Annotated in this window: 23 protein-coding genes; 18 read left to right on the top strand and 5 right to left on the bottom strand. The window is 45.5% G+C overall.

The window, feature by feature from the left end:
- Nucleotides 1-7 precede the first annotated feature (7 nt).
- From JM642_RS06220 to JM642_RS06230, 3 genes are all read left to right on the top strand, one after another.
- The gene (locus JM642_RS06220; RefSeq protein WP_011622005.1) at nt 8-310 is read left to right on the top strand and encodes a hypothetical protein; all 303 of its coding nucleotides are present in this window, start codon (nt 8-10) and stop codon (nt 308-310) included.
- Between the two features lie 150 nt (nt 311-460).
- The gene (locus JM642_RS06225) at nt 461-1,000 is read left to right on the top strand and encodes a GNAT family N-acetyltransferase (protein ID WP_203433167.1); all 540 of its coding nucleotides are present in this window, start codon (nt 461-463) and stop codon (nt 998-1,000) included.
- Nucleotides 1,001-1,063: 63 nt separating this feature from the next.
- A complete protein-coding gene (locus tag JM642_RS06230; protein ID WP_037420716.1) occupies nt 1,064-1,594 on the top strand; it encodes a GNAT family N-acetyltransferase in 531 nt (176 codons plus the stop codon).
- Between the two features lie 103 nt (nt 1,595-1,697).
- On the opposite strand, the gene JM642_RS06235 is transcribed toward JM642_RS06230, so the two are convergent.
- Together JM642_RS06235 and JM642_RS06240 are read right to left on the bottom strand one after the other, a co-directional pair.
- Nucleotides 1,698-2,393 (bottom strand): pirin family protein, encoded by a 696-nt coding sequence (locus JM642_RS06235; RefSeq protein ID WP_047533700.1) that lies wholly within the window; start codon nt 2,391-2,393, stop codon nt 1,698-1,700.
- Between the two features lie 10 nt (nt 2,394-2,403).
- Nucleotides 2,404-2,847, bottom strand: a complete 444-nt coding sequence (locus tag JM642_RS06240) for a DoxX family protein (RefSeq protein WP_011716306.1) — start codon at nt 2,845-2,847, stop codon at nt 2,404-2,406.
- Nucleotides 2,848-3,011: 164 nt separating this feature from the next.
- Here JM642_RS06240 and JM642_RS06245 point away from each other — a divergent pair, with 164 nt between their 5' ends.
- Nucleotides 3,012-3,905 (top strand): LysR substrate-binding domain-containing protein, encoded by an 894-nt coding sequence (locus tag JM642_RS06245; RefSeq protein ID WP_037420707.1) that lies wholly within the window; start codon nt 3,012-3,014, stop codon nt 3,903-3,905.
- 108 nt (nt 3,906-4,013) lie between these two features.
- Here JM642_RS06245 and JM642_RS06250 read toward each other — a convergent pair whose 3' ends face one another.
- Nucleotides 4,014-5,765: a bifunctional metallophosphatase/5'-nucleotidase gene (locus JM642_RS06250; RefSeq protein ID WP_203433169.1), complete on the bottom strand. Its 1,752-nt coding sequence runs from the start codon at nt 5,763-5,765 to the stop codon at nt 4,014-4,016.
- Between the two features lie 95 nt (nt 5,766-5,860).
- A complete protein-coding gene (locus tag JM642_RS06255) occupies nt 5,861-6,952 on the bottom strand; it encodes a hemolysin family protein (protein ID WP_037424927.1) in 1,092 nt (363 codons plus the stop codon).
- A gap of 144 nt (nt 6,953-7,096) precedes the next feature.
- Here JM642_RS06255 and JM642_RS06260 point away from each other — a divergent pair, with 144 nt between their 5' ends.
- From JM642_RS06260 to JM642_RS06320, 13 genes are all read left to right on the top strand, one after another.
- Nucleotides 7,097-8,218, top strand: coding sequence for a bifunctional tRNA (adenosine(37)-C2)-methyltransferase TrmG/ribosomal RNA large subunit methyltransferase RlmN (locus JM642_RS06260; protein WP_011622013.1), 1,122 nt, complete (start codon nt 7,097-7,099; stop codon nt 8,216-8,218).
- A gap of 32 nt (nt 8,219-8,250) precedes the next feature.
- A complete protein-coding gene (pilW, locus tag JM642_RS06265) occupies nt 8,251-9,039 on the top strand; it encodes a type IV pilus biogenesis/stability protein PilW (protein WP_203433171.1) in 789 nt (262 codons plus the stop codon).
- Nucleotides 9,036-10,160, top strand: a complete 1,125-nt coding sequence (locus tag JM642_RS06270; RefSeq protein WP_203433173.1) for a RodZ domain-containing protein — start codon at nt 9,036-9,038, stop codon at nt 10,158-10,160. The genes pilW and JM642_RS06270 overlap by 4 nt, the downstream gene beginning before the upstream one ends.
- Nucleotides 10,161-10,202: 42 nt before the next feature.
- The gene (ispG, locus tag JM642_RS06275) at nt 10,203-11,318 is read left to right on the top strand and encodes a flavodoxin-dependent (E)-4-hydroxy-3-methylbut-2-enyl-diphosphate synthase (RefSeq protein WP_037420691.1); all 1,116 of its coding nucleotides are present in this window, start codon (nt 10,203-10,205) and stop codon (nt 11,316-11,318) included.
- Between the two features lie 158 nt (nt 11,319-11,476).
- Nucleotides 11,477-12,754 (top strand): histidine--tRNA ligase, encoded by a 1,278-nt coding sequence (hisS, locus tag JM642_RS06280; RefSeq protein WP_047534061.1) that lies wholly within the window; start codon nt 11,477-11,479, stop codon nt 12,752-12,754.
- 12 nt (nt 12,755-12,766) lie between these two features.
- Nucleotides 12,767-13,387, top strand: coding sequence for a tetratricopeptide repeat protein (locus JM642_RS06285; protein WP_047534057.1), 621 nt, complete (start codon nt 12,767-12,769; stop codon nt 13,385-13,387).
- 11 nt (nt 13,388-13,398) lie between these two features.
- Nucleotides 13,399-14,586: an outer membrane protein assembly factor BamB gene (bamB, locus tag JM642_RS06290; RefSeq protein ID WP_203433175.1), complete on the top strand. Its 1,188-nt coding sequence runs from the start codon at nt 13,399-13,401 to the stop codon at nt 14,584-14,586.
- Between the two features lie 79 nt (nt 14,587-14,665).
- Entirely contained in the window at nt 14,666-16,132 is a 1,467-nt protein-coding gene (gene der / locus JM642_RS06295; RefSeq protein WP_037420678.1) for a ribosome biogenesis GTPase Der, read from the top strand.
- A gap of 510 nt (nt 16,133-16,642) precedes the next feature.
- Nucleotides 16,643-18,157, top strand: coding sequence for a flavocytochrome c (locus JM642_RS06300; protein WP_239000493.1), 1,515 nt, complete (start codon nt 16,643-16,645; stop codon nt 18,155-18,157).
- Nucleotides 18,158-18,166: 9 nt separating this feature from the next.
- Nucleotides 18,167-18,541, top strand: a complete 375-nt coding sequence (locus tag JM642_RS06305) for a cytochrome c3 family protein (RefSeq protein ID WP_203433177.1) — start codon at nt 18,167-18,169, stop codon at nt 18,539-18,541.
- 96 nt (nt 18,542-18,637) lie between these two features.
- Nucleotides 18,638-20,287: an aromatic amino acid ammonia-lyase gene (locus JM642_RS06310; protein WP_047534051.1), complete on the top strand. Its 1,650-nt coding sequence runs from the start codon at nt 18,638-18,640 to the stop codon at nt 20,285-20,287.
- A gap of 139 nt (nt 20,288-20,426) precedes the next feature.
- A complete protein-coding gene (locus JM642_RS06315; RefSeq protein WP_203433179.1) occupies nt 20,427-21,551 on the top strand; it encodes a hypothetical protein in 1,125 nt (374 codons plus the stop codon).
- A gap of 122 nt (nt 21,552-21,673) precedes the next feature.
- Nucleotides 21,674-22,519, top strand: a complete 846-nt coding sequence (locus JM642_RS06320; RefSeq protein ID WP_047534045.1) for a LysR family transcriptional regulator — start codon at nt 21,674-21,676, stop codon at nt 22,517-22,519.
- Between the two features lie 162 nt (nt 22,520-22,681).
- Here JM642_RS06320 and xseA read toward each other — a convergent pair whose 3' ends face one another.
- Nucleotides 22,682-24,019, bottom strand: a complete 1,338-nt coding sequence (gene xseA, locus JM642_RS06325; RefSeq protein WP_047534042.1) for an exodeoxyribonuclease VII large subunit — start codon at nt 24,017-24,019, stop codon at nt 22,682-22,684.
- Between the two features lie 122 nt (nt 24,020-24,141).
- Here xseA and guaB point away from each other — a divergent pair, with 122 nt between their 5' ends.
- The gene (guaB, locus tag JM642_RS06330; RefSeq protein WP_140907529.1) at nt 24,142-25,608 is read left to right on the top strand and encodes an IMP dehydrogenase; all 1,467 of its coding nucleotides are present in this window, start codon (nt 24,142-24,144) and stop codon (nt 25,606-25,608) included.
- The last annotated feature ends 102 nt before the right edge of the window (nt 25,609-25,710 follow it).

Genomic DNA, 25,710 nt, shown 5'->3' on the forward strand with positions numbered 1-25,710 from the left:
AAAAGGCATGATGGCAAAATTGGTAAAATTAGCGGCTGTAGCAACATTAGCGTTAGGTATGTCAAGTGCTTGGGCACAGGGCGTAGTTCATGAAGGTACTGTGGTTGATACTATGAATGGTGGCGGCTACACCTATGTTCAAATTAAAGAAGCTGACAACACGTTTTGGGCTGCAGGCCCAGAAGCTGAAGTCAAGAAAGGTGACAAAGTAGCTGTGGTTGAGCAAATGTGGATGAACCAGTTCACCAGCAAAACCTTAAACCGCACCTTCGACAAGCTGTTGTTTGTTGGTCAAATCGAGAAGAAATAATCGATGTCTTAGCAACATTCATGTTGCAATGAGTTCCTAAACCGCCTCGCCTTGTTCGAGGCGGTTTTGTTTTCAGCGGTGTTCGGCTTAAATAAATGTCAACGCTATCACTTCTCAATAAATAACTGCAAAATACGGCAAATACTCGCAATGATATTTGAGCATACCGTGCCAACGTCTAACCAAACTAACGAGAAAATTGAAGTCGTCGCTTATCAGCGTTGCTATGCAAGTGCGGTCAGTCAGCTTTTTCATCACTGTGTTCATCAAATACAGCATGAGCGTTATACTACTGCGCAGTTAAATGCCTGGTCACCCTCGCCCCGTTCCAGTAAACATTGGCATTTACGTTTAAGTCGTTCCCAAGCTTGGGTTATTTTGGTGACAGATGCGCTGAGCTTAACTAAGATTTGTGCAGGTTTTATCAATGTTGAAACGGATTTTCGCCATAGGGGATATATCGATAGTTTGTATATTCATCCTAATTGGCAGCGCTGTGGACTCGGTGAACTGGCTATCAGACAGTTAGAGCAATGGGCGAGGAAGCAAGGTTACAGCCAATTAAGTGCCGATGCTTCTTATCTTTCCCGTGGGCTGTTTATTAAACTCGGATTCGTCCAACAGCAACGCAGCTATCAACAAAAACTGGGCCAAGTGTTGCCGAGTTTTTATATGACTAAAAAACTGTAACTGAATGGGAATGCACTGCCTGTGTGCCCATTGGTCATGATTAACCCATAGGAGTGGACTCCAATGCAGATACGCTTATTTTCTCCTGCGGACGTGGCGCAGGTAGCGGCGGTATTTAACGCCAGTGTTATGGAGGGCGCACAGGAATATTATTCGCTGACAGAACGTTTAGCGTGGGCGCAAAATCAAGGTGAGGCACGTAGCGATGCCTACTGGCTGGCCAAGTTAGAAGATACAACCACGTGGGTTGCACTTGAAGACGATAAGCTGGTTGGTTTTATCAGTTTAAGGTTGTGCCCCGATAAAGAGCTTGATTGCTTAGTCGGCGAAGTTGATTGTCTGTTTGTTCATCCTGAATATGGTCGTGCTGGTGTAGCGACACATTTATACTTGGCACTACTCGAAGAGTCGAAAAGGCTAAACCTTAAAAGACTCACAGTTGAAGCCTCCTATCAGGCGCGGCCTTTCTTTGAAAAACAGGGCTTTAATTGCATTCGCCGTAATGAACTACGCCGCTATCTCACCGCTGAAGACAAACAAAACGACAGGGCGCAGGTGTTAGTGAACTTTAGTTTGATCATGTCCTTATCATAGGTTCGCGCTTGAAGAGACTATTCTGTTTTAGCCATACACCATACACAGAGTAATAAAAAACCGCCTCGTTTCCTTGGCGGTTTTTATTGGTCAGTAAGCATCATCAGGCTAAGTCAAACACCAGTGCTGTGACTGGGCTGTCAGTGGCGCTAAATCTAACCACTTCTTCGGCGGTGATATGCGCGCCATCCCCAGGGGTGAGCACTTGGTCATTGACCTTAAGCGTACCTTCCACCAGTTGCACATACAGCTGACGCTGCGGCTTAAGCTGCGGCATATGCACTTGCTCTTGCGGTGCCAGCATTAGGCGATATAAGGTCGCATCCTGCTGCACTTTTAAGGTGCCATTTTCACCCGTTGGCGTGACCACGGCTGTGAGCGCCGAGGTTTGCTCGAAGGCTTTTTGCTGATAACCCGCATCAATGCCTAAGGTGTCTGGTTGGATCCAGATCTGCAAAAAGTGCAGTGGCTCAGTGTTTGATGCATTAAACTCACTGTGATAAATCCCTTTACCGGCGGACATTAACTGAAACTCACCCGCTGGTAAGGTCTTAATATTACCGAAGCTGTCCTTATGAGCTATGGTGCCTGAAATCACATAACTGATGATTTCCATGTCTTTATGGCCATGAGTTTCAAACCCCGCGTTCGGCGCGACTCTGTCATCATTAATGACTCGTAGGGAAGACACACCCATATGCCGCGGATCGTAGTAACTAGCAAACGAGAAGGTATGTTGACTCTTTAACCAGCCTAAGTCTGCCTGTCCTCGGTCCTGCGCTTTACGTATACGGATCATCGTTAACTCCTTATTTTAAGCGTGCGGCTAACAGGTTGTCGGCACTCAGTTTACCTGCACCTGACACGGCCAGAGATACCGTAGCGGCTAACAGGGCTAAACCAAATTCATAACCGTTATTGCTAAGGAACAGACCGTTACCAATGTGAACCGAGAAAATCGCGACCACCATAGTAAAGGACAATACCAGTGCCGTTGGGCGAGTCAGTAAACCGATAATGATCAGCAAGCCACCAAAGAATTCGCTTGAACCTGCCATCAGCGCCATTAAGTAACCTGGTGTTAGGCCGATGGAGGCCATCCATTGTCCTGTGCCTTCTAGGCCATAGCCGCCAAACCAGCCGAAGAGTTTTTGTGAGCCGTGGGCCATGAGGATGATCCCGATAGGAATACGCAGGGCCAATGGGGCGAAACTAGGCGCAGAGGTCAGTAATTTTGTGATAAGTGCTTTCATGGGATGTTCCTTAATTCAAATTTTTTAACTATGTCGTTAATGGGGTAGTCGGTCGAGATTTAGCGTCAATCTCTCCATTGGTTTACAGTCTAGACTTGACCTTTAAGAAAGAAAATCGGAACATTTTCAACGTATATTTCAAAAAATTTGAATATGGAGCGCTTATGTTGCCAGTGATGAGTCTCGATGGATTGATAGTGCTAGATGCTATTGATAAGAAAGGCAGTTTTTCGGCTGCGGCTGAATCCTTATTCCGAGTGCCATCGGCGCTGACCTATACAGTGCAGAAATTAGAGAGCGACTTAGGGGTAAAATTATTTGAACGTAAGGGGCAGCGCGCCGAGCTGACCTTAGTTGGCCAACTGGTATTACGCCAAGGGCGGGAGATCTTAGCCGCCACCGCAAGGCTTGAAGAGGCGGTTCGGCAACTCGAAACGGGCTGGGAGTCGGCGTTAACCTTGGCCATAGACACTGTAGTGCCCGATTTACCACTGTTAAAACTGATTGCTGAATTTACCGAGTTAGGTAAACAGGTGACCATCAATATCACTGAGGAGTCATTGGGTGGCGGTTGGGATGCACTGTATTCGGGCCGCGCCGATATTGCCATTGGGGTCACGGGGGAGTTACCTAAGGGGCAATATCACTTAGTTGAGATCGGTATGCTTGAATTCATCTTTGCCCTTGCGCCTCACCACCCCTTAGCGCAGTTTGACCATCCAATCCCGACCGAAGCCTTGTTGCAATTTCCCTCCGTGGTGGTGGCCGACAGCTCAACGGCGCTCGCGCAGCGCTCCAGTGGGTTATTTGATAGTCGCCAAGTCATCCGCGTGCCGAACATGCAGACCAAGATTAAAGCGCAGCAACTTGGGCTAGGTGTAGGTTATCTTCCCAAGCATTTGATTCGCGAAGAACTCGCTTCAGGCGCATTGGTCGCATGCAAGGTTGAGATCCCAAGACCGGCGCAGCCAGTGTTTCTCGCATGGCGCAAGGGAAATCAAGGCAAAGCGCAGGCGTGGTTTGCCGAGCGTTTACCCCATTGCGACTGGTTGTTTTAGTGAGGTGTAAAGAGCAAGTATTGATAGTGGATTGAGTGAATCACAGTACTTAACCTTTCGGCTAAGTACTGTGATTGATAAAGAGGATAGAGGTTTGTGGCAGTGCGCTTACACTGAACGCTTCAAATGGCTGGTGTAATGCACATGGGGTGAGAGCAAGTCCGCTAAATTGGGGTTTGGTGCCCGATTGAGGAAGCGAATAAAAGCCTGGGGTAGGGTGAGCGTCTCAATCGGCTCTTGCCAGCGTGCCTGTAACAGTGGGTGATAACCTTCTTTCCCCGCAGCGGTATAAGAGGTCGATACCCCCATATAGAGCGCATCGGGTTGCACTGGATACCAGAGTGATAAGCCATCCTGCTGCATCATTTCGAGCTTGAATAAACGTTCCCCTAAGGGGCGTCTACCATCGTAGTAATAACGCAATCCATAGGTATAGGGGAAGCTGCCAGCGCCTGTGCCGCGTACACTGTTATTGGTGGCGGCGTTAATCGCCGACTCCAGCGCCTGATACAGAAATTGGCCTTGGATTTCGTATTTGACTAAGGGCAGTTCGAAGGGCAGCAATTGGCCCAACACATCGGCGAGGGTCAGTCTGCCTTGGGCGACCGATTGCCTGACACCACCCGCGTTATGCAGGGCAAAGTGGATGCGAGGGTCTTCAAGTTTAGCCTCTTGGAACATACTGCGACTTACCCAAGGCGCGATTTCACTACCATGGGGTAGCGCCTTAGAAGGCAGTCTAGTGTGTACCAGATTCTTAGGCACTAGTGCTAAGACTTTGTTTTCCATCTCGGCAATCGCAGGGCGATAGATATCGTGGATCACGCCATGAATATCTTCATCGGCTTCATCCCACAATATATAGGGATGTTCATCAAAGCGTTGGCGCACGGCTTGATAGTCGGTGTCATCCACTTGCTCACTCGAACTCAACATAAACTGCTTATCGAGCATAAAGTAGTTGCCACCGCTTAAACTTATCGCGCGGCCAGCTTCATCAAACTCAACTTCGGCCAAACCTAAGGTTTCGGCGTATTTCCCTGCATGGACAATTGGCGTGCCATTGATGGTTTCGCCATAGGGAATATTGCTTAACCCCAAGGCGCTAAAGTCGCCCTGTAGAGTATGGGTATGGCCGCCAACGATAAGGCTGATACCATCGACTTGTTCTGCGAGCCGTTTATCCTGATCTAAACCTAAGTGACTCAGCACAATAATGTGCTTGATGCCTTTGGCATGCAGATGCGAGACGGTTCGCGCCGTGGTCGCAATCGCATCGACAAAGTGGGTATCGGGATCGGGTCTGGCAATGTCCTTCATCTGATCCAGAGTAATGCCGATGACGGCGAGCTTTTTGTCATAGAAGGGCTTTTCGAGGTAGCTGGCAAGCTGTGTTTTTTCATCATAGGCCAGAATATTCACCACAGTACGCAGGTTACCCGGCTTGCGGATATCCTCTTGGCTCAAGTCCATATTCCCCGCTAGCAGCGGGAAATCGATTTGCTTGGCAAATTCGGCGAGCCGCGCATTACCTTCGTCAATATCGTGGTTGCCAATTACCATGGCATCGGGGGCAAGTAAATTCAGCAGATGGGCGTTGGCTTTACCCTTAAAATGGCTGAAATACAGTGTGCCTTGGAAACTGTCGCCCCCATGTAAAAATAAAAACGGGGTATTGCTTCGGGTGGCTTGCTCGCGCGCCTGGCTAATTTGATATCCCAAACGAGCATAACCACCGCTGTGGCTGGTAATATCTAAGGACTTAAGCCCAAGATTAAGGGGAAAATGTACGCGGCTAGGCTCAAAATTCGAATGGGTATCGTTGATGTGCGCGAGTGAGAGAGTGTATCTCTGTGTCATAACTTACCTCTTTTACGGCGGGAGATTATAACCTTCTCATCAAAAACAAGAAAGGGAGCTAAGCTCCCTTTACTTTAACAATGACTAAATCAAGATTAACCCGAGCGTGCTTCATCATCGTCGGCTGCGGCTTCGAAGTCGCCATCATCCGAGAGGCGAATGCCTTTTTGCTTCATGCGTTTGGTCCAGAGTTTACGCGCCAATTGCTGCATGTCGGTCGCGGGGTCATTCACATCGACAATCTCTAATCCCAGTAGCGACTCGATAATATCTTCTTGGGTCACAATACCTTGGCTACTGCCGTATTCGTCAACCACCATGGCAATTTGGGTGTTGCGCTTAATCATCCGCTCAAATAACGGCAGGATTTTGGCCGTTTCGGGTACGACAAACAGGCTACGCTTGAGTTCGCCAATTGGCGCGTCAGGAGTATAACGCTCAGCCAGCAACACATCGGTGCGGGTGATATAGCCGATAATATCGTCGTGGTCCTGATCGTATACCGGAATACGCGTAAAAGGCTTGTCACGATATTCTTGCACAAACTCATTTTGCGTCAGTGAAATAGGCAAAGAGAACATCACGGTGCGCGGCGTCATAATCGCGGTAACGGGCACATCACGCACCTTAAGCATTTGGGTCAAAATCTTGGATTCTTGTTCGTCTAACTCACCGGATTCTTGACCGATTTTGGCCATCGCGCTCATTTCTTGGCGAATATATTGGCCTTCTTCACCTTTACCTAGCAGGCGAGTCACTTGCTGCGACATCCAAATTAATGGCTGGGTAGCACGCTTCATCCACGTAATGGCAATCGATACGCTTGGGGCTAAACGGCGCCAGTGGTTGGCTCCGACAGATTTAGGAATAATCTCTGAGAAGAACAGAATAATAAAGGTTAACACTCCGGAGAAAACGCCGAGCATATCATCCCCAAAGACCTTAGCGGCTTGCGCACCAGCAACGGCGGCACCTACGGTATGGGCAACAGTATTGAGGGTCAAAATAGACACCAATGGCGCTTCGATGTTCTCTTTCAGTTTACGCAACCTTGTCGCCGCAGCACTGTCAGTTTGTTCGAGCGTAGCGATATAACTAGGGGTAACCGAGAGCAACACTGCTTCGAATACACTGCACAGAAAAGAAACTGCAACAGCGACAAGCACTATAATGATGAGGGTTAACATATTGGTGGTATTACAACTCCATAATTTAGGCCAACATTGACCCTCGGCGATTCTAGCATAGGAGAATGGAGTTGCTGGCTAAAATTTTTCTGCGTCTGTATAATTCGCCGCCCTGTTGCAGGTTTTGGTGTTGAGGTTAGTCCTATGAGTGAAAAAAAGATCAATTTATTAGACCTTGATCGTAAAGCGATGCGGGCATTATTTGCCGATCTGGGTGAGAAGCCTTTCCGTGCCGATCAGCTGATGAAGTGGATCTATCATTTCGGTGTCAGTGACTTCGAAGAGATGACTAACATCAACAAAGTGTTACGCCAAAAACTGGCGGCGCGATGTGAGATTGTGGCGCCCGAGATTTCCAGCTATCAAAAATCCGCCGATGGCACCATTAAGTTCGCCATCCATGTCGGTGAAGGCCAAGAGGTCGAAACTGTTTATATTCCTGAAGATGACCGCGCTACCTTGTGTGTGTCGTCCCAAGTGGGCTGTGCCCTCGAATGTACTTTCTGCTCTACGGCGCAGCAAGGCTTTAACCGTAACCTAACTGTCTCTGAAATTGTTGGCCAAATTTGGCGTGTTTCGCATTTCTTAGGATTCGCGAAAGATACTGGCGAGCGCCCCATTACCAACGTGGTGATGATGGGGATGGGTGAGCCTCTACTTAACCTTGCTAACGTGATCCCTGCAATGGACATCATGCTCGACGATTTTGGCTTTAGTCTGTCAAAACGTCGCGTAACGCTATCGACCTCAGGCGTTGTTCCTGCATTAGACAAATTAGGTGATGCCCTCGATGTCGCATTAGCCGTGAGTATCCACGCGCCAAACGATGAGCTGCGCGATATTCTGGTTCCGGTGAATAAAAAGTATCCACTGCAGGAGTTTCTTGCAGGGATCCGCCGTTACATCGCCAAATCTAACGCTAACCGTGGCCGTGTCACCGTGGAATATGTGATGCTCGATCACATCAACGACAGTACCGAACAAGCCCATGAATTAGCACAATTAATGAAGGATACCCCCTGTAAGGTAAACCTTATTCCGTTTAACCCATACCCAGGTTCACCCTATGGCCGTTCGTCAAACTCGCGCATCGACCGTTTTTCGAAAGTGTTAATGGAATATGGCTTAACCGTGATTGTGCGTAAGACCCGTGGTGACGATATTGATGCCGCCTGTGGACAGCTGGCTGGGGATATTCGCGATCGAACCAAGCGTTTAGCAAAAAAACGCATGCAAGAAAATCAGATTTCGGTCACAATGAATTAACTCTTTGTTTGCACAGATTTATAGGCTTGCCCATGAAGCATGGATTGTCAGGGTTTTCATTAGCAATAGCCCTGTCATTATTAGTGACAGGATGCGTAACTGAGCGTACCTATTCAGGGACTGATATTCCGGTGTCGGAGCGAAAACTGGATAAAGTTGCCGCTGCGCGGGAGCGTATGCAGCTCGGTTTAACCTACCTTAATCGAGGTAACTCGGAACAAGCCAAGTATAATCTTGATAAAGCAATCGAATATGCGCCAGAGCTCGAAGATGTGCATGTGGCAATGGCTTATTACTATCAAACCGTAGGCGATTTAGTACGTACCGAACAGGCGTATCAGGACGCTATCAATACTAAGGACGCCTCTGGCGATTCCATGAATAACTTTGGGGTGTTTTTGTGCCAACAAAAGCAATACGAAAAAGCTGAAAAAATGTTTTTGGCTGCAATAGAAATGCCCAAATATACGCGTACCGCATCCAGTTATGAAAACTTAGGTCTTTGCAGCAGAGACGCGGGACGAGCAGAAAAGGCACGACAGTATTTTCAGATGGCGTTAAAGTATGACCCGAGACGCTCGGTGTCTTTACTGGAGCTGGTTGAGATTGGGATAGATAAAGGTGATTATGTTGATGCGCGTAACCAGTTAGCGCGTTACCACCAAGTTGCGGCCCAGACTCCAGAGAGTTTAACGCTCGGAATAAAAATTGAGCAGGCGTTGAATGATGATGCTGCCATGAAGCGATTTGGCATTTTATTGCTTGCCAAATTCCCAGCATCGCCTCAAGCCAAGCAATATAGAGTTAATTTGCATCAATGAAAGATAACGAAATGAACGCGTCAGTAGAACCAGTGACAACAGAAGAAGCTGAGTCGACGCCTAATGTAACGCTCGGAAGCGTACTCAAAACAGCTCGTGAGCAGATGGGCTTGAGCATTGCGGAGACAGCTGTGAAGCTGCATTTGCGGCCTGGTATTGTTGAAAATCTCGAAGCCGATGATTTTTCTAATATTGCCTCATCAACCTACGTACGCGGATACGTTAAAAATTATGCGCGTATGCTGGGGGTCGACAACACGCTCATCGAAGCCTGTCTCGCAAGGCAGGTGCCCTATGTAACACAGCCTGCGATGCAAAGTTTTTCCCGTAAGACCACTTATCAAGCTCGTGACACTAAATTAAAGTGGCTGAGCTTTTTTATTGTCATCGTGTTGCTCGGTCTGTTTGTGCTTTGGTGGATGCAACGAACGACGCTAGTGACTCATGTCGATATTTCAAAACCAACCGCTGAAGAGTTAGCCGCGGCGAATCAAACCTTGCCGGGTGATGTTTTGCTCACCGAAACGGATGCGAGTGCACGTTTGAGTGAGATCGCGGTCAACGGTTCAATGGCGACCGATGGTCCAGTAAAAGATACTGATGCTAGTACTATTGACCCGAATATCAGTGATATGGCGGCAATGGAAGCTGGGCAGGTGTCTGCCAATTCGACAGTCAATGCGAGTGAGCCTAATACTCCCCCAAGTGCATCAGGTGCGGTGCAAACGGCAGGGGTGACTGCGCAAAACACGCTTTCTACACAAAATTCTTATGCAACAAACGCAGCGGCTCAAAATGTACCAACAGCCAGCGCGCCGGTGAACAGTGCCACGCCAGCGGCTTCGAGTGAACAAACCATGCCTGTGGTTGCTGGACAATCCAATATCAATATTCAACTCACGGGTGATTGCTGGATCAACATCGTCGATGCCAAGGGCAAAGCGATTGTTGATGGGGTCCGAGGTGCTGGCGCAACTATTCAAGCCAGTGGTGTGCCTCCGTTTAAAGTGATCTTAGGCGCGCCGACTGTTGTGTCTAGTTTTACGGTTGATGGTAAAGCCATCAGTCTTGCTGAATTTCCTAAGGGTCGTGTTGCGCGTTTGACTATCCCACAGGCTTAAGTCTCACGCTTAGCGCAGAGTACCGAAAAGAGCGTATTGAGTATGTATAACGAAACACCCATAAAGAGACGTCCTTCAACCCGCATTTATGTGGGCAATGTACCGATTGGTGATGGTGCACCGATTGCAGTGCAGTCAATGACCAACACTAAAACGACTGATGTTGAGGCGACCATTGCCCAAATTCGCGCCTTAGAAAAAGTGGGTGCCGACATTGTGCGTGTCTCTGTGCCGACCATGGACGCGGCCGAGGCTTTTAAAGTGATTAAGCAATCGGTGTCAGTGCCCTTGGTTGCCGATATCCACTTCGATTACCGTATCGCCTTAAAAGTGGCGGAATATGGGGTGGACTGTTTGCGTATCAACCCAGGCAATATTGGTAACGAAGAGCGTATCCGCAGTGTGGTGGAGTGCGCCCGTGATAAAAACATTCCAATTCGTATCGGGGTTAATGGTGGTTCATTAGAGAAAGATCTGATGGACAAATACAAAGAACCTACGCCAGAAGCCCTGCTCGAATCGGCCATGCGCCATGTGGACATTCTCGACCGTTTGAACTTCGACCAATTTAAGGTCAGCGTAAAAGCCTCCGATGTGTTCTTAGCGGTAGAATCCTATCGTTTATTAGCCAAGCAAATTCGTCAGCCATTGCATTTAGGTATTACTGAAGCGGGTGGTGCGCGTGCGGGGGCGGTCAAATCTGCCGTCGGTTTAGGTATGCTGCTTGCCGAGGGCATTGGTGATACGCTGCGTATTTCCTTGGCGGCCGATCCGGTGGAAGAAATCAAAGTCGGCTTTGATATTCTAAAGTCACTGCGTATCCGTAGCCGTGGCATTAACTTTATTGCGTGTCCTTCTTGCTCACGTCAAGAGTTCGATGTGATCAGCACCGTAAACGAGTTAGAACGCCGCCTCGAAGATGTTACCACCGCGATGGATGTGTCGATCATCGGCTGTGTGGTCAATGGCCCAGGTGAAGCCTTAGTGTCGCACATTGGCTTAACGGGTGGACATCGTAAGAGTGGTTACTACGATGAAGGCGAGCGTCAAAAAGAGCGTTTCGACAATGACAACCTAGTCGATTCCCTCGAAGCTAAAATTCGCGCCAAGGCGAGCCAAATGGCTAACCGCATCCAAGTGAAAGACACTACTGAGTAACAACCGCAGCCGAATAACCTCATAGGTTAAGCGTTATAAAAACATTCAAGGCTTGAGCTAGACCTCGAAACTGACGGGGTCATTTTACGTTTAGTGTTGAACAGCCTATAATGCCTGACATTTTTTATTAATTTAGCGAAATCGGACGAGTCGATACAGTGGCAAAACAGATCCAAGCGATTCGCGGAATGAATGACATTCTGCCAACTCAAAGTCCTCTATGGCAAAAAGTGGAAGCGGTACTACGTTCAAGCGTTGCTGCTTATGGTTACAGCGAGATCCGCACTCCAATAGTGGAAAATACCGATCTTTTTAAACGCTCTATCGGTGAAGTGACTGATATTGTTGAAAAAGAAATGTACACCTTCGAAGATCGTAATGGTGATAGCCTGACGTTACGCCCCGAAGGTACTGCCTCAACCGTGCGTGCGGGTAACGAGCATGGTCTGCTTTATAACCAAGAACAACGTCTGTGGTATTTGGGCCCCATGTTTCGTCATGAACGTCCACAAAAAGGCCGTTACCGCCAATTCCATCAATTTGGTGTTGAAGTCTACGGTATTGGTAGCGCTGATATCGACGCCGAAGTGTTGATGTTATCTGCCCGTCTATGGGAAAAACTCGGCATTAGCGAGCATGTGACGCTTGAGCTGAACACTTTAGGCGATCCTGCCGAGCGCGCCGCTTACCGTGAAGCCTTGATTGCCTTTTTAGAGCAACACAAGGACAAACTAGACGAAGATAGCCAGCGCCGTATGTACAGCAATCCGCTGCGCGTATTGGACTCAAAAGATCCCCAAGTGCAAAGCATTTTAGGTGATGCGCCTGCGCTGATGGATTACTTAGGCGAAGAATCCTCACAACATTTTGCACAATTGCGTGAACTCCTCGACGCGGTTGGCATCCAATACCGAGTTAACCCGCGCTTAGTCCGTGGTCTGGATTACTACAATCGCACGGTTTTTGAATGGGTTACCAATAGCTTAGGCTCTCAAGGCACAGTACTTGCGGGCGGTCGCTACGATGGTTTAGTTGCTCAATTGGGCGGTAAAGATACGCCAGCCGTCGGTTTTGCGATGGGATTAGAGCGCATCGTTTTACTGCTTGAAACCTTAGAGCTGACCCAAGATATCCCAGCGGCTGTTGATGTGTATGTCGCGGCGATGGGGGATAGCTGTTTGGTTGAAGCCATTAAAGTGGCGCAGGAGTTACGCTCAGCGTTGCCCACACTGCGAGTGATGAGTCACTGCGGTGGTGGTAACTTCAAGAAGCAAATTAAGCGTGCCGACAAAAGCGGTGCACAAGTAGCCTTACTCATCGGTGAAGAAGAACTCGCCGAAGGTGTGGTTACCGTAAAATACTTACGCAATGACAACGAACAACAACGGGTCGCTCGAAATGCATTAAGCGCATTTTTAGCTGAACTTAGCAAATAAGGGGACGTGCGCGTGGAAATTTATAGCACAGAAGAACAACAAGTTGATGCTATCAAACAGTTCTGGAAAGACTATGGAACCTCGATTGTTATCGGGGCGGTCGTTGGTTTAGGCGGCCTGTACGGTTGGAACACTTATTCCGACATGAAAATCGTGAAGGCCGAAGAAGCATCACAGGCGTTCCAAACCTTAACCACCAAATCAAGCGACGAAGCGGCCATGATTGCTGGCGTGGCTGAGTTTTCGAAAAATTACGACCAAAAGGGCTATCAATCACTGCTAGACCTGATCGTTGCGAAAACCGCGGTGGAAGCGAAAGATTTTCCTAAGGCCGAAGAAGCACTGAAGAAAGTGATTGCTGCTAAGCCAGGTGCAGGATTAGACACTATTGCAACATTGCGTTTAGCGCGTATTCAGGCTGAACAAGGTCAAGTTGACACTGCGTTAGCCACGCTAGATCAAGTGACTGATAAGGCTTTTTTAGCACAACGTGAAGAACTGAAAGGTGACTTCTTTGTTCGTCAAGGCCAAGCCGATAAAGCGAAAACTGCTTATCAGGCAGCAATGGATAACGGCGGTGTTGTGACCAGCCCTGCACTTAAAATCAAACTTGATAACTTAAATCAAGCATAAGGGATCCCTTGATGAAGTCTTGGTGCAAGAACCTGCTAGCCGCTGGGTTAAGCCTAGCCATGTTATCCGCCTGTTCTTCTAGTGATGTAGAAGAAGAACCGGTAAGTGAGTTAACTGCGATTCAGGCGACAGTATTTCCTGAAGTAAGTTGGAGCGCCTCTGTAGGTGACGGTGTCGGGGATTACTATTCTCGTCTCACACCAGCAGTTCGTTACGGTAAAGTTTTTGCGGCCGACCGTTATGGTGAAGTCGTTGCTTTTGATGAAGCAACGGGTGAACAGGTTTGGAAAAAAGATTTTAGTGAAGAGTTCCGTGATAACGCCTTAGCCAAAAACAAAGGTGCACGTTTGGCTGCTGGTGTAACAGCGGCACGCAATAAGCTCTTTATCGGCGGTGAGAGTGGCCTTTTGGCTGCGCTGAATGCAGAAGACGGCCAAGTATTATGGCATGTGATTGCGGGTGGCGAATTGTTATCTAAGCCAACCGTGGCTGACGACGTCGTGGTGGTGAGCACCAGTTCAGGTTCATTTGAAGCCTATAACGTTGATACTGGCGCAAAACTGTGGGTTTATAACATGCAGTTGCCTAACCTGACGCTCCGGGGAACGGGTTCAGCAGCTTATGAAGCGGGTGGTTTCTTTATTGGTACCGCCGATGGCAAAGTGGCTGTTGTCGTCAAAAACAACGGTCAAGCTGCGTGGGAGCAAGCCATCTATAATCCTACAGGTGGCAATGAGTTTACCCGTATGGCCGATGTGGATATGACACCGTTGATCCTTGGCGATAATTTATATGCGGTCAGCTACAACGGTAACTTGGTGTCAATGGAACTGCGCACCGGACGGATTATTTGGACTCGTAAGTACTCAAGCTTCAATGAGTTAGCTACGGCGGGTTTAAGTTTGTTCTTGGTTGATGACCACAGTCGTATCTATTCAGTAGATAGACGTAACGGTTTAGAGTTGTGGAGCAACTCTGAGCTGGTCAATCGCACACTCACTTCACCAGAGGTATATAAAGACTATTTGGTCGTGGGTGATTTTGAAGGTTATCTGCACTTTATCGACCGTAGCACAGGCAGTATTGTCGGTCGTATCCAAGTGGACAGCTCTGGATTATTCAGCCAGCCATTAGTGGTGGATGATAAAATCTACGTGCAAGGTCGCAGCGGAAAGTTAGCTGTTGTAACACTTCCTTAGTTAAAAGTGTTATCCTTGTAGAGCCCCTGGAAGTGTGTTCCGGGGGCTTTTTATTGAAAAGTTTTTTAGAGGCGAAATCATGATCCCTGTAGTGGCCCTTGTTGGTCGGCCGAACGTCGGTAAATCCACCTTATTTAACCGCCTTACGCGTACGCGTGATGCGCTGGTTGCTGACTTTCCTGGCCTAACACGTGACCGTAAATATGGTCGAGCATTCTTATCCGGCTATGAGTTTATCGTGGTAGATACCGGCGGTATCGACGGCACTGAAGAGGGGATCGAAACTAAGATGGCCGAGCAGTCCCTTGCCGCTATCGAAGAAGCCGATGTAGTCTTATTTATGACCGACGCGCGTGCTGGGTTAACCGCTGCGGATTTGTCTATCGCTCAGCATTTACGTAGCCGCCAAAAAACCACCTTTGTGGTGGCTAACAAGATTGACGGTATTGATGCCGACTCGGCCTGCGCCGAATTTTGGTCTTTGGGTTTAGGTGAAGTCTATCAAATGGCTGCCGCCCAAGGTCGCGGTGTAACCAATATGATTGAGTACGCCTTAACTCCTTACGCTGAAGCCATGGGCATTGAGCGCCAAGGCGAAGAGGAAGAAGTTGACGAGCGTCAGTACACTGAAGAAGAAGCCGAAGCTGAGCAAAAGCGTCTACAGGACTTACCGATCAAACTCGCCATCATCGGTAAACCTAACGTGGGTAAATCGACTCTAACCAACCGTATCTTAGGTGAAGAGCGTGTGGTGGTTTATGACGAACCAGGCACCACTCGTGACAGTATTTACATTCCGATGGAACGCGATGGTCGCGAATACGTGATTATCGATACTGCTGGTGTACGTCGCCGCAGTAAAGTCCATGAAGTGATTGAAAAGTTCTCGGTGATTAAAACCTTGAAAGCGGTTGAAGATGCTAACGTGGTGTTACTTATCATCGACGCCCGTGAAGGCGTTGCCGAACAAGATCTTGGCCTATTAGGGTTTGCCCTAAACGCAGGCCGTGCGTTAGTGATTGCCGTTAACAAGTGGGATGGCATCGACCAAGGCATTAAAGACCGTGTTAAGAGTGAACTCGACCGTCGTTTAGGCTTTATTGACTTTGCCCGTATTCACTTTATTTCGGCGCTGCATGGCACGGGTGTTGGCCATCTGTTTGAGTCGATTGAAGAAGCTTACGACAGTGCGACTCGCCGCGTGAGCACCTCAATGCTGACCCGCATTATGCAAATGTCGCAGGATGACCATCAGCCACCATTGGTGAACGGTCGCCGCGTGAAACTGAAATACGCCCACGCCGGTGGTTATAACCCGCCAATCGTGGTTATTCACGGTAACCAAGTCAGCAAGCTACCGGATTCTTACAAGCGCTACATGATGAACTACTTCCGCCGTTCATTAAAAGTGGTTGGTACGCCAATCCAACTGCGTTTCCAAGAGGGTGATAACCCGTTTGAAAACAAAGTGGAAAAGCTGACCATGAGCCAAGAGCGTCGCCGTAAACGTGCCTTGAGTCATATTAAAGACCGCAAGGCAAAATAAGACTCAAACGAAAAACCGAGTCATTTATTTAAGTGAATCAATAGAAAAGGAACCCTAGGGTTCCTTTTTTTTAACTGAACGGTCATAAATAGCCTTAACACTTTCCAATAATTATTTGGAAATTAATATCAAATAATGTATTAGCTAATTCAGGAAATCTTTAAGTTACCCCTCTTGAACTGAAGACGTTATTTGCTGTTTACACTAAATTTTTGTCTGATGCTAAAAAGTTAATCATCAATATTTATCTCACGACTTTTCCTATAGATAGATCTAGATCACGCTCAGATTATAAGAAAAACTTATGGACATAAATGGCGGTCGTTAGTCACATTAACAAATGTTTAATAAAAATAATATGCTCATACATCGTGATAATTGTTAGCCTATTTTAAATGTTGCTTACAAGATTATCGATTTTTTAATTAGCAGTAAAATTAATTCCAAAAATTAGATTTATTGCGATTTATTATTTCTATTAATTTTTTTGATTATTAAATAGAATATTTAATGGGTGAGGGTATTATGGCCGGAAGAAGAGATTTCCTTAAGTTAGCAACAGGCGTTACCGCCGCTATGGCATTTCCAATTAAAGCATCGAACGATAATTATGGAAGAGCTTGGGATAAAGAATTTGATATTATCATTATCGGCAGTGGTTTTGCTGGCCTGTCGGCTGCTTATTCAGCTCATAAAGCAGGAATAAAAAATATCATAGTGCTAGAAAAAATGGAGGCATTTGGTGGTAACTCAGCTATATGTGGTGGCTTGATGTGTATGCCATTAACGCCGATGCAAAAAAAATTAGGAATTAAAGACTCCGCAGAATTAATGATCAAAGATATGCTTAAAGCTGGGCGTGGTTTTAATCATCCTGAACTATGTCGCACTTTAGCTACAGAAGCGCACAAAGCCTACGATATGCTGATGGAATGTGGCGTAAAGTTTCAAGACAAGGTAATTCGTCTCGGTGGGCATAGTGCTCCACGTGCACATTTACCCGAAAGTGCATCCGGTGGTGGCATTGTCGTTCCTATGCATAACTACCTTCGTAAGGCTGGGATCATATTTCAAAATAGAACGAATGTTGAAGAAGTCATTCGTGGCGACAGTGGTGTGACAGGAATTGTCGTCAGTGAAAAATACGATTTTAAGAGTGGTTCCAATAGAGGTCAATTCGCTTATAAGGCTAAAAAAGGGGTAATTGTTGCTTCTGGTGGATGGGGACAAGATCACCAGTTTATTAAAACAACAATGCCTGCATATCAGGAACTTGAAAGCACTGCTCAGCCTGGCGCTTCAGCAACCATGATTAAGTCATTATTGTCTATTCGAGCCCTGCCGGTAATGTTAGACATGTACCAGTTAGGTCCTTGGGCTACACCAGATGAGAAGGGCGCAGGCCCTGCGAGTTTCTTTGCGGATTATGCTTTTGCAGAAGGGATCGCAATTGACCCTAAAACTGGCGCGAGATTCATGAATGAATTAGCAGACCGTCGAACTCGTGCGGATGCGCAGTTGGCAGTATTGGCCTCAGGTACGAAAGAAAAACCGAATATGCCATTTGTATTTTGTGGTGAAGCAACGGCAAATCATGCTGAAGGTTTTAAAGCGGCTTACCGTGATGGTGCAATTAAAAAGTCAGAAACGCTTGATGAATTAGCTAAACGTTATGATGTTGATATTGATGCATTACAAAATTCAGTAAATGAATGGAATGAGATTGTTCAAGGTAAAGCAAAAGATCCGTTTAATAAACCTTTAGATGAGAAAACAATTTTAAAACCTCCATTTTATTCAATCCGATTGTCACCCAAGTTACATTATTGCATGGGGGGGGTTGCTATTACACCTAATGCAGAGGTTATTGATTCTAACACTTGTGAACCAATTTCAGGCTTATTTGCTGCTGGTGAAGTTACTGGTGGTACACATGGAATGGACCGATTAGGCGGTTGCTCTTCTATTGATGGTCTCGTGTTTGGACAAATTGCAGGAAATCAAGCTGCGATTAGAAAAGTGTAATAGGTGATAATGATGAAATATATACATAAATTAGGTTTGGTTAGTGCTTTATTAATGACATCTTTATCAGCCTACACTACGGAGAATACGTTAAGTGGAGTCCCAATTAAAGAACATCATTTTAAGTTGATGGGAAAAGGTGGCAGTTGTAAAACATGTCACGGTAGCGGTATCCCGAATGAAAGACCAGATTCAAGTTTTTGTATTAGATGCCATGGTACAATGGATGAAATTCCAACGAAAGAAAATAAATACGATAAATCACCCCATGACTCTGCTCACTATCGGAATACATTGGAGTGTACAGCTTGTCATTCAGAGCATAAACCATCACATGCTATATGTAGTGATTGCCATATAGTGGAGTTTCCAAATTTAAAGTAATTCCAATTTAATAGACTCTATTTGTTGATTCTTAATTAATCTTGATTCGAAAAATAACTAGGTATTTTTATATTAAACTAATAATAGGACGTTGCCATGAAATTAAAAACTATACCGCTTGTAATAGCCGCTATATTACCTATGACATCAATCGCAGCAACTCATACGCTTGATGGTACTTCATTGACTGTAGATAAACTTTGGGAAATATCTAAGTCCGGTGAAGATGTTAACATTTCGAAAGAAGGTTGGGAGCGTATTCGAGCGTCTTATAAAGCACCTATTGATGCAGCTGAAGATGGGCGATCTATTTATGGATTAACGGTTAATTATGGTGCGCTGAAAGACCAGCGTGTCGCGGGGTCTTCGGTCGAAAATGAGCCGAATCGTTCAGAGTCGATTAAATTTAATGAGCGGCAAATGCGAATTCAAGCAGCAGGGATGGAGCCATTTTTACCTGAAGCTGAATCTAAAATGGCGATGGTTATCCGTTTGAACCAGATGGCTGCTGGATTTACTGGGATGAGTGTTGAGGCTGCCAATGCCTACATGGAATATATCAACAATGATGTTTATCCATTAATTCCTTCACGAGGTTCAGAAGGTGCAAATGATTTGAGTATGGTGACACATGTCGGCTTAGCCTTAATGGGTGAGTGGGATGTCATGTACCAAGGAAAGCGGCGCTCTTCAGCTGAGGTACGTAAAGAGCTAGGATTGAAAAAATATCAGCCATTTGGGATGGATGGTATTTCAATTCTCTCAAATAGTAATGTAGCTGAAGCACAATCGGTTACGGCAGTGAAAAAAGTGGAGCATCTACTCGATCTATCATCTGTGATAATTGCGTCTAGTTTAGAAGCGTTAAATGGTAACGTGTCTCCTTTTCTATGGCATACAGTCGATACAAAAGGATGGCCACAGGGACATGAAGCGGCAGAATCTATTTTATCTCATTTAAAAGGTTCATATCTTTGGAGTGTTGATGCTAAGCGAAATTTACAGGACCCGTTAAGTTTTCGATCATCAGGTCAAATCTTAGCAGCAGCGAAAGAAGAATTACGCCAAGCAAAAGAGTTACTCAATACCGCAATCAACCATACGACAGATAATCCAATAGTGCATACAGATGCAAGAGATGATTTATGGTACAGCAATAGCGATTATGTTAATGGTTTACGGGTTGGTGGAAAAAATGTTTTTGTAAACTCAGGTTCTAATTTTGATAATACCCAGCTAGCAGTGCAGCTGGAGTCTTTGAGTCGTGCACTTGCTCAAGTGATTCATATTTCAGCCTGGCGTACTACCCAATTAGATGACGGTCACCGTACAAAATTAACAACATACTTAATTTCTAAGGAAAATGTCGGTGGTGATGGTTTTGCTAATATTGCACAGTCAATGTCCGGTCTTTATGCTGAAGCAATGTCTCTGACCAATAGTGCTGCAATTTATGGCGTACCAACATCTGTTGGTATTGAGGAAACTTTTAGTAACGTCAATTTAATTGCAAATCGCTTAGATAAAATTGCAGATATTGCTTATGAAATTTACTCTTATGAGGTGTTGCATACCACACAAGGTATGGATATCAGAACAAAAGAATATAGCCAAAAAATGGGAAATGGTACGAGTGAATTTCTTCATGAATACCGTAAATATGTTCCATTTGTATCTAAAGATAGAATTTACACTCCTGATATAAATAACGGTGTTAAATTTTTAAAAACCTACAGTACAAGATAATTTTTGTTACTTTCTAAATGATGGTTGTCGTGCAAGGCATTTTATATATGCTTTGCACGCTATAAGTCGACCTAGTATAACTATTTCATTTTTCCATGAATAATATAATTCTTTCAGTTTAATGTCTTTGGAGTAATTGATGAACATTAAGTTATTATGTAAGTTTATTTCTGTAATTGTTGGATTGTCTGCGTTTAGTATTTATGCGGATACGCCAGATGAAGGAATTAAATTTGGCGGTTCGGTTAGAGCGAACTATGCTTATAGAGATTATGACCAAGCTTCAAAAGATAAAGGGGGGGATTTTTATTTTGATGTTGCAACTTTAACGTTAAATGGAAAAATAGGGGACTGGGGGATATCTGCAGATTATAGACTGTCATCAAAAACGAATTTCATTAAACATGGTTATGGTTTCTATGATGTAAATGATGATCTGCAAGTTCAAGTTGGTATTAATAAGGTTCCTTTTGGTAATCGAGAGTTAATATCAAATAGTTGGTGGTTTGGTTTGCCATATTACTTAGGGTTTGAAGATGACTCTGACGTAGGTGTTAAAGTGGTTTATGAAAACCAAGGTTGGCATACAGATGTAGCCTTTTATAAAAGTGCTGAGTATGGTGCGACCGAGAACAAGCGTTATTCGACCGATTTGTATACCGGTACCATCAATGGCACTGAGTATCACAATGAAGAGACTAACCAGTTAAACGTGCGACAAACTTATACAACAGAATACGAAGGCGGCTCGACTACCTTTGGTGGCTCTGTGCAGTATGGCCAAATCTACAACAGCGAGACGGGCAACAATGGCGATCGCTATGCTGTAGCATTGCATTTAGACAGCAGCTACAAAGGCTGGAATTTACAAATACAAGCCATGCAATATGAATACGATGCTGCAGATGCTATTGACTCTAATAAAATTGGCGTGTCAGTAGTAAGCTGGCAGTATGAAATTGCTTCTAAGGGCCAAGCCTATAACATCAACATTGCCAAAACCGTGAACACAGATTGGGGTAGCATTAAGTTCTACAACGACTTTGGTTTAATGACGGCAGATGTTGATGACGATAGCTACGATAACAGTATGCAAAACGTCACTGGTATGGCGATTTCTGCAGGTCCTACCTACACAATGATCGACTTTATTATGGGTAAAAATATGACCTTCTCTACCGCCAATAATGATCATATAGGTTTACCTGAAGTAGGTGATGATTGGGATAAAAGAGTTAATATAAACTTTGGCTTCTATTTTTAATGGTAGATCTAGTTCACCATATTTTGATATTTGTTACTTTTGACACGTGTTGTGATATTTTTGTTGGGCAGAAGTAGGTTTTTGACTATATTGTCATTATTTTAAATCAAGGTTTTTAATCTATGATTAGCAGTGGCACTGTTCATGCTTTCTATTTTTCAGCAAAATATTCCAGCTTTTCACGGGCTGCGGAGATATTGGAGACAACGCAGCCTAATATAAGTGGACAAATAATAAAATTAGAAAAAGATCTTGATACAATACTATTTATTAGAAAGCAAGGCCGCGTTTCACTGTCTAAAGAAGGTGAGAAGCTGTATTTGGTTGCAGAAAAAATAGTCAATAGTTATAAAGAGTTTGATAGTGTTGTAGAATATTTTTTTGAAGAAGAACCAATAGTAATTGTTACTCAACCTAGGCTTTACACAAAGTATGTTGCACCTTATTTGACAGATGAGTTGATAAACAATAATTTATTTCATATTAAAACTGGCGAGTTGACAGCAATTAAAAGTTGGCTGGATAAGGAAGATGCTGACATAGTGATTACTGAAGGGTTATTTGATAGTCATTCTAGATATATTAATGAGGGTGTTATTGATGTATTAAAGTTTAGTTGGGCTAAAAAAGTTAATGAACAGTTTGATATCCCCTGTCCAACACTCGTTCATTCAAAAGTCTGGGATCATTGGCATGATTTATCATCAGCTTTAAATCGAAACAAAGAGTTTAAGCGTAAGTTAATTATTGATACGCCAGATTTTGCTGAGCGTTTGATTGAGTCTGGTGTTGGTATTGGACTGCTACCGAACATTATGATTAGTAATAATGCTAATTTAGAAGTATGTCATGGTCCAACTAGAAACAATGTTCTCGGGCCAATATGCCTTTATTCAAAGAAATATTCACAACATAAAAATTTAAGGTCATTGGTTAATATGTTTAAAAAGGAATCAAGTGACAGTTAGTCGTTTATATAAAGATAATATTTTTAGCCTTTAGGACTAAATCTTTAGTTTATTAACTGCACGTCATGCGTGGCAGCTAATGCTTGAAGAGTAAATGGCAGAAAGCCTATCACTTTTTGCCACATACTCCCCAATAAACTGCAAAATAATAAAGGCTTAATATTATGGGAGACGAGTAACGGTAGACATTAGACGCTCGTTGGACAGTTGAGTTGTAATTGTATCACCAAGACTGATTTGACTTGCAGATGTGATAACTTCACCGTTTTTGTCAGTTGTGATGCTATAGCCGCGACTTAAGGTGGCTAATGGACTGACAGTTTCCAGTTGATGGGCGGCATATTTAATTCGCTGCTCGCTTTGATTGAGTGTATCTTGCATTGCGTCCCGCAAACGCGTTGCTAAATAGCTCAAACGATTGGCCTCAAGTGCGAGTTTATGTTTTGGTGATTGTTGCTCGAGGCGACTTGCCAGTTGCTGCTGACGGCGACTTAAGCCATGCAGTTTGTTAGAAAGTGCGGCTTCGAGCCGTAATTGCATCTCATCGAAACGCTGCTCAAATTGCTGTAAGGTGCGTTTAGGGTCTAAGCGTTGCAGTCTGTGCTCGAGCAAACTTAAGCGTCTCTCTTGCTTGAGTTGATAGTGGCTTGCGCTTTGTTTAAGGCGGGCAAGTACTGTGGCTAAACGTTGGCTTTTATTGTCACTGTCCTGTGAGAGCAGCTCTGCGCCTGCTGAGGGCGTGGGGGCACGCACATCGGCGACATAGTCGCTTATTGTGGTATCGACTTCATGGCCCACGGCACTCACTATGGGCAGTGCGCTGTTATAAATGGTATGGGCGAGCGCTTCGCTGTTAAAACACCATAAATCTTCTAACGAGCCACCGCCGCGGGTAAGTAGTAATACATCCACCTCAAGCCGTTGATTGGCGATATTTATCGCTTGGCAGATATTCATATCCGCATTTTCACCCTGTACTTGTGTCGGATAAATAATCACTTCAATCGATGGGTCACGGCGGGCAAGCACATGCAAGACATCACGGATCGCCGCGCCCGTGGGGGAGGTGATCACCCCGATGCGTTGAATATTTTTCGGAAGCTGGCGTTTAGTGTCGGCGGCAAATAATCCCTGCGCGGCGAGCTTCATTTTCAACGCTTCAAATTGTTGTGCCAGTAAGCCGTCTCCTGCGGGGAGCATTGACTCAATCAATAATTGATAGTCGCCCCTAGGCTCGTAAACACTAATCGCACCTTTTACGATCACCTGCTGGCCATTCACAGGTTTAAAGCTCACGCTTTGGTTGCGTCCCTTAAACATGGCGCAGCGAATTTGTGAATAATGATCTTTAAGGGTTAAATACCAATGGCCTGAACTGGGGGCTGAAAAGTTGGAAATTTCCCCATTTAGCCAGATCTTACCCAGTTGTCCCTCAAGAATTTGCCTGACTTCACCATTGAGGCGTGAGACGGTATAAATATTATTTTTAGGGACTTGCATGTGTTTTCTCGCGCAAATGGGATTTTTTCACTATTTTCCATTTACCGCTCCCTAGATGCAAGGTATAATCCCGCCGCAATATTTCACCTCTAAAATCCTACTCAACTGGGGAGATGTTGCCTATGCTACGTTTAATTAAAGAAGCGCTAACTTTTGACGATGTGTTACTTGTTCCTGCGCATTCTACTGTACTCCCAAATACCGCCATTCTTAAAACTCGCCTGACCAATACCATTGAACTGAATATTCCGCTTGTGTCTGCCGCTATGGACACTGTGACCGAAGCGCGTCTTGCTATCGCCATGGCACAGGAAGGTGGCTTAGGTTTTATTCATAAAAACATGAGCATAGAAAAGCAGGCCGAAGAAGTTCGTAAAGTTAAAATTTACGAAGCAGGTGTAGTTCAACAACCTGTAACGGTAACGCCTTCAACCACACTTGCCGATCTTAAAGTGCTGACCGCTAAGAATGGTTTTGCGGGTTATCCTGTAGTCAACGACGCCAATGAGCTGATCGGTATTATCACTGGCCGTGACGTACGTTTCGTGACTGACTGGAGCAAAACCGTAGAAGAAGTGATGACGCCTAAAGCGCGTTTAGTCACGGTTGCCGAAGGCACTAAGTTAGATGAAGTGCAAAAATTAATGCACTCTCACCGTATCGAAAAAGTATTAGTTGTTGATGATAACTTCAAGCTGAAAGGCTTAATCACAGTTAAAGACTTCGAGAAAGCCGAGCGTAAACCTAACGCCTGTAAAGATGAGCTAGGTCGTTTACGTGTGGGCGCAGCCGTTGGTGCGGGTGCGGGTAACGAAGAGCGTGTCGATGCGCTGGTGAAAGCCGGTGTCGACGTGCTACTGATTGACTCTTCCCATGGCCATTCTGAAGGCGTACTCCAACGTATCCGTGAAACCCGCGCTAAATACCCAGATTTACAAATTATCGGTGGTAACGTGGCGACAGCGGAAGGCGCATTGGCCTTAGTTGAAGCCGGCGTTAACGCAGTTAAAGTCGGTATTGGCCCTGGTTCTATCTGTACCACACGTATCGTGACGGGTGTGGGCGTGCCACAAATTACTGCGGTTTCTGATGCGGCCGAAGCCGTAAAAGGATTAGGTATCCCTGTTATCGCCGACGGCGGTGTGCGTTTCTCTGGCGACTTAGCCAAAGCGTTAGCGGCGGGTGCATCATGCATTATGGCGGGCTCAATGTTCGCAGGTACTGATGAAGCGCCGGGCGAAACCGAGCTTTATCAAGGCCGTGCCTATAAGTCATACCGCGGTATGGGTTCTTTAGGCGCCATGTCTCAAGGTTCTTCCGATCGTTATTTCCAATCTGACAATGCTGCTGACAAGCTTGTGCCAGAAGGCATTGAAGGCCGTGTACCTTACAAAGGTAAGCTGAAGGAAATCATCCATCAGCATATGGGTGGTTTACGTTCATGCATGGGTTTAACAGGCTGTGCCACTATCCAAGAGCTGAATGAAAAAGCCCAGTTTGTGAAAGTTACTTCAGCGGGCATGGGCGAGTCCCACGTGCACGATGTGACTATCACTAAAGAAGCGCCGAACTACCGTTCAGGTTCTTAAGCGTTTGTAATACCGGGGCGGCAGTTAGCCGCCCCGGTATTAAGATCCGTATGCCCTCAAGATTGCACCTCTCGTCTTGAGCTAAGTTAAAACAATAGATGA

The organism is Shewanella sp. LZH-2 (assembly GCF_016859145.1).
GTDB lineage: Bacteria > Pseudomonadota > Gammaproteobacteria > Enterobacterales > Shewanellaceae > Shewanella > Shewanella xiamenensis.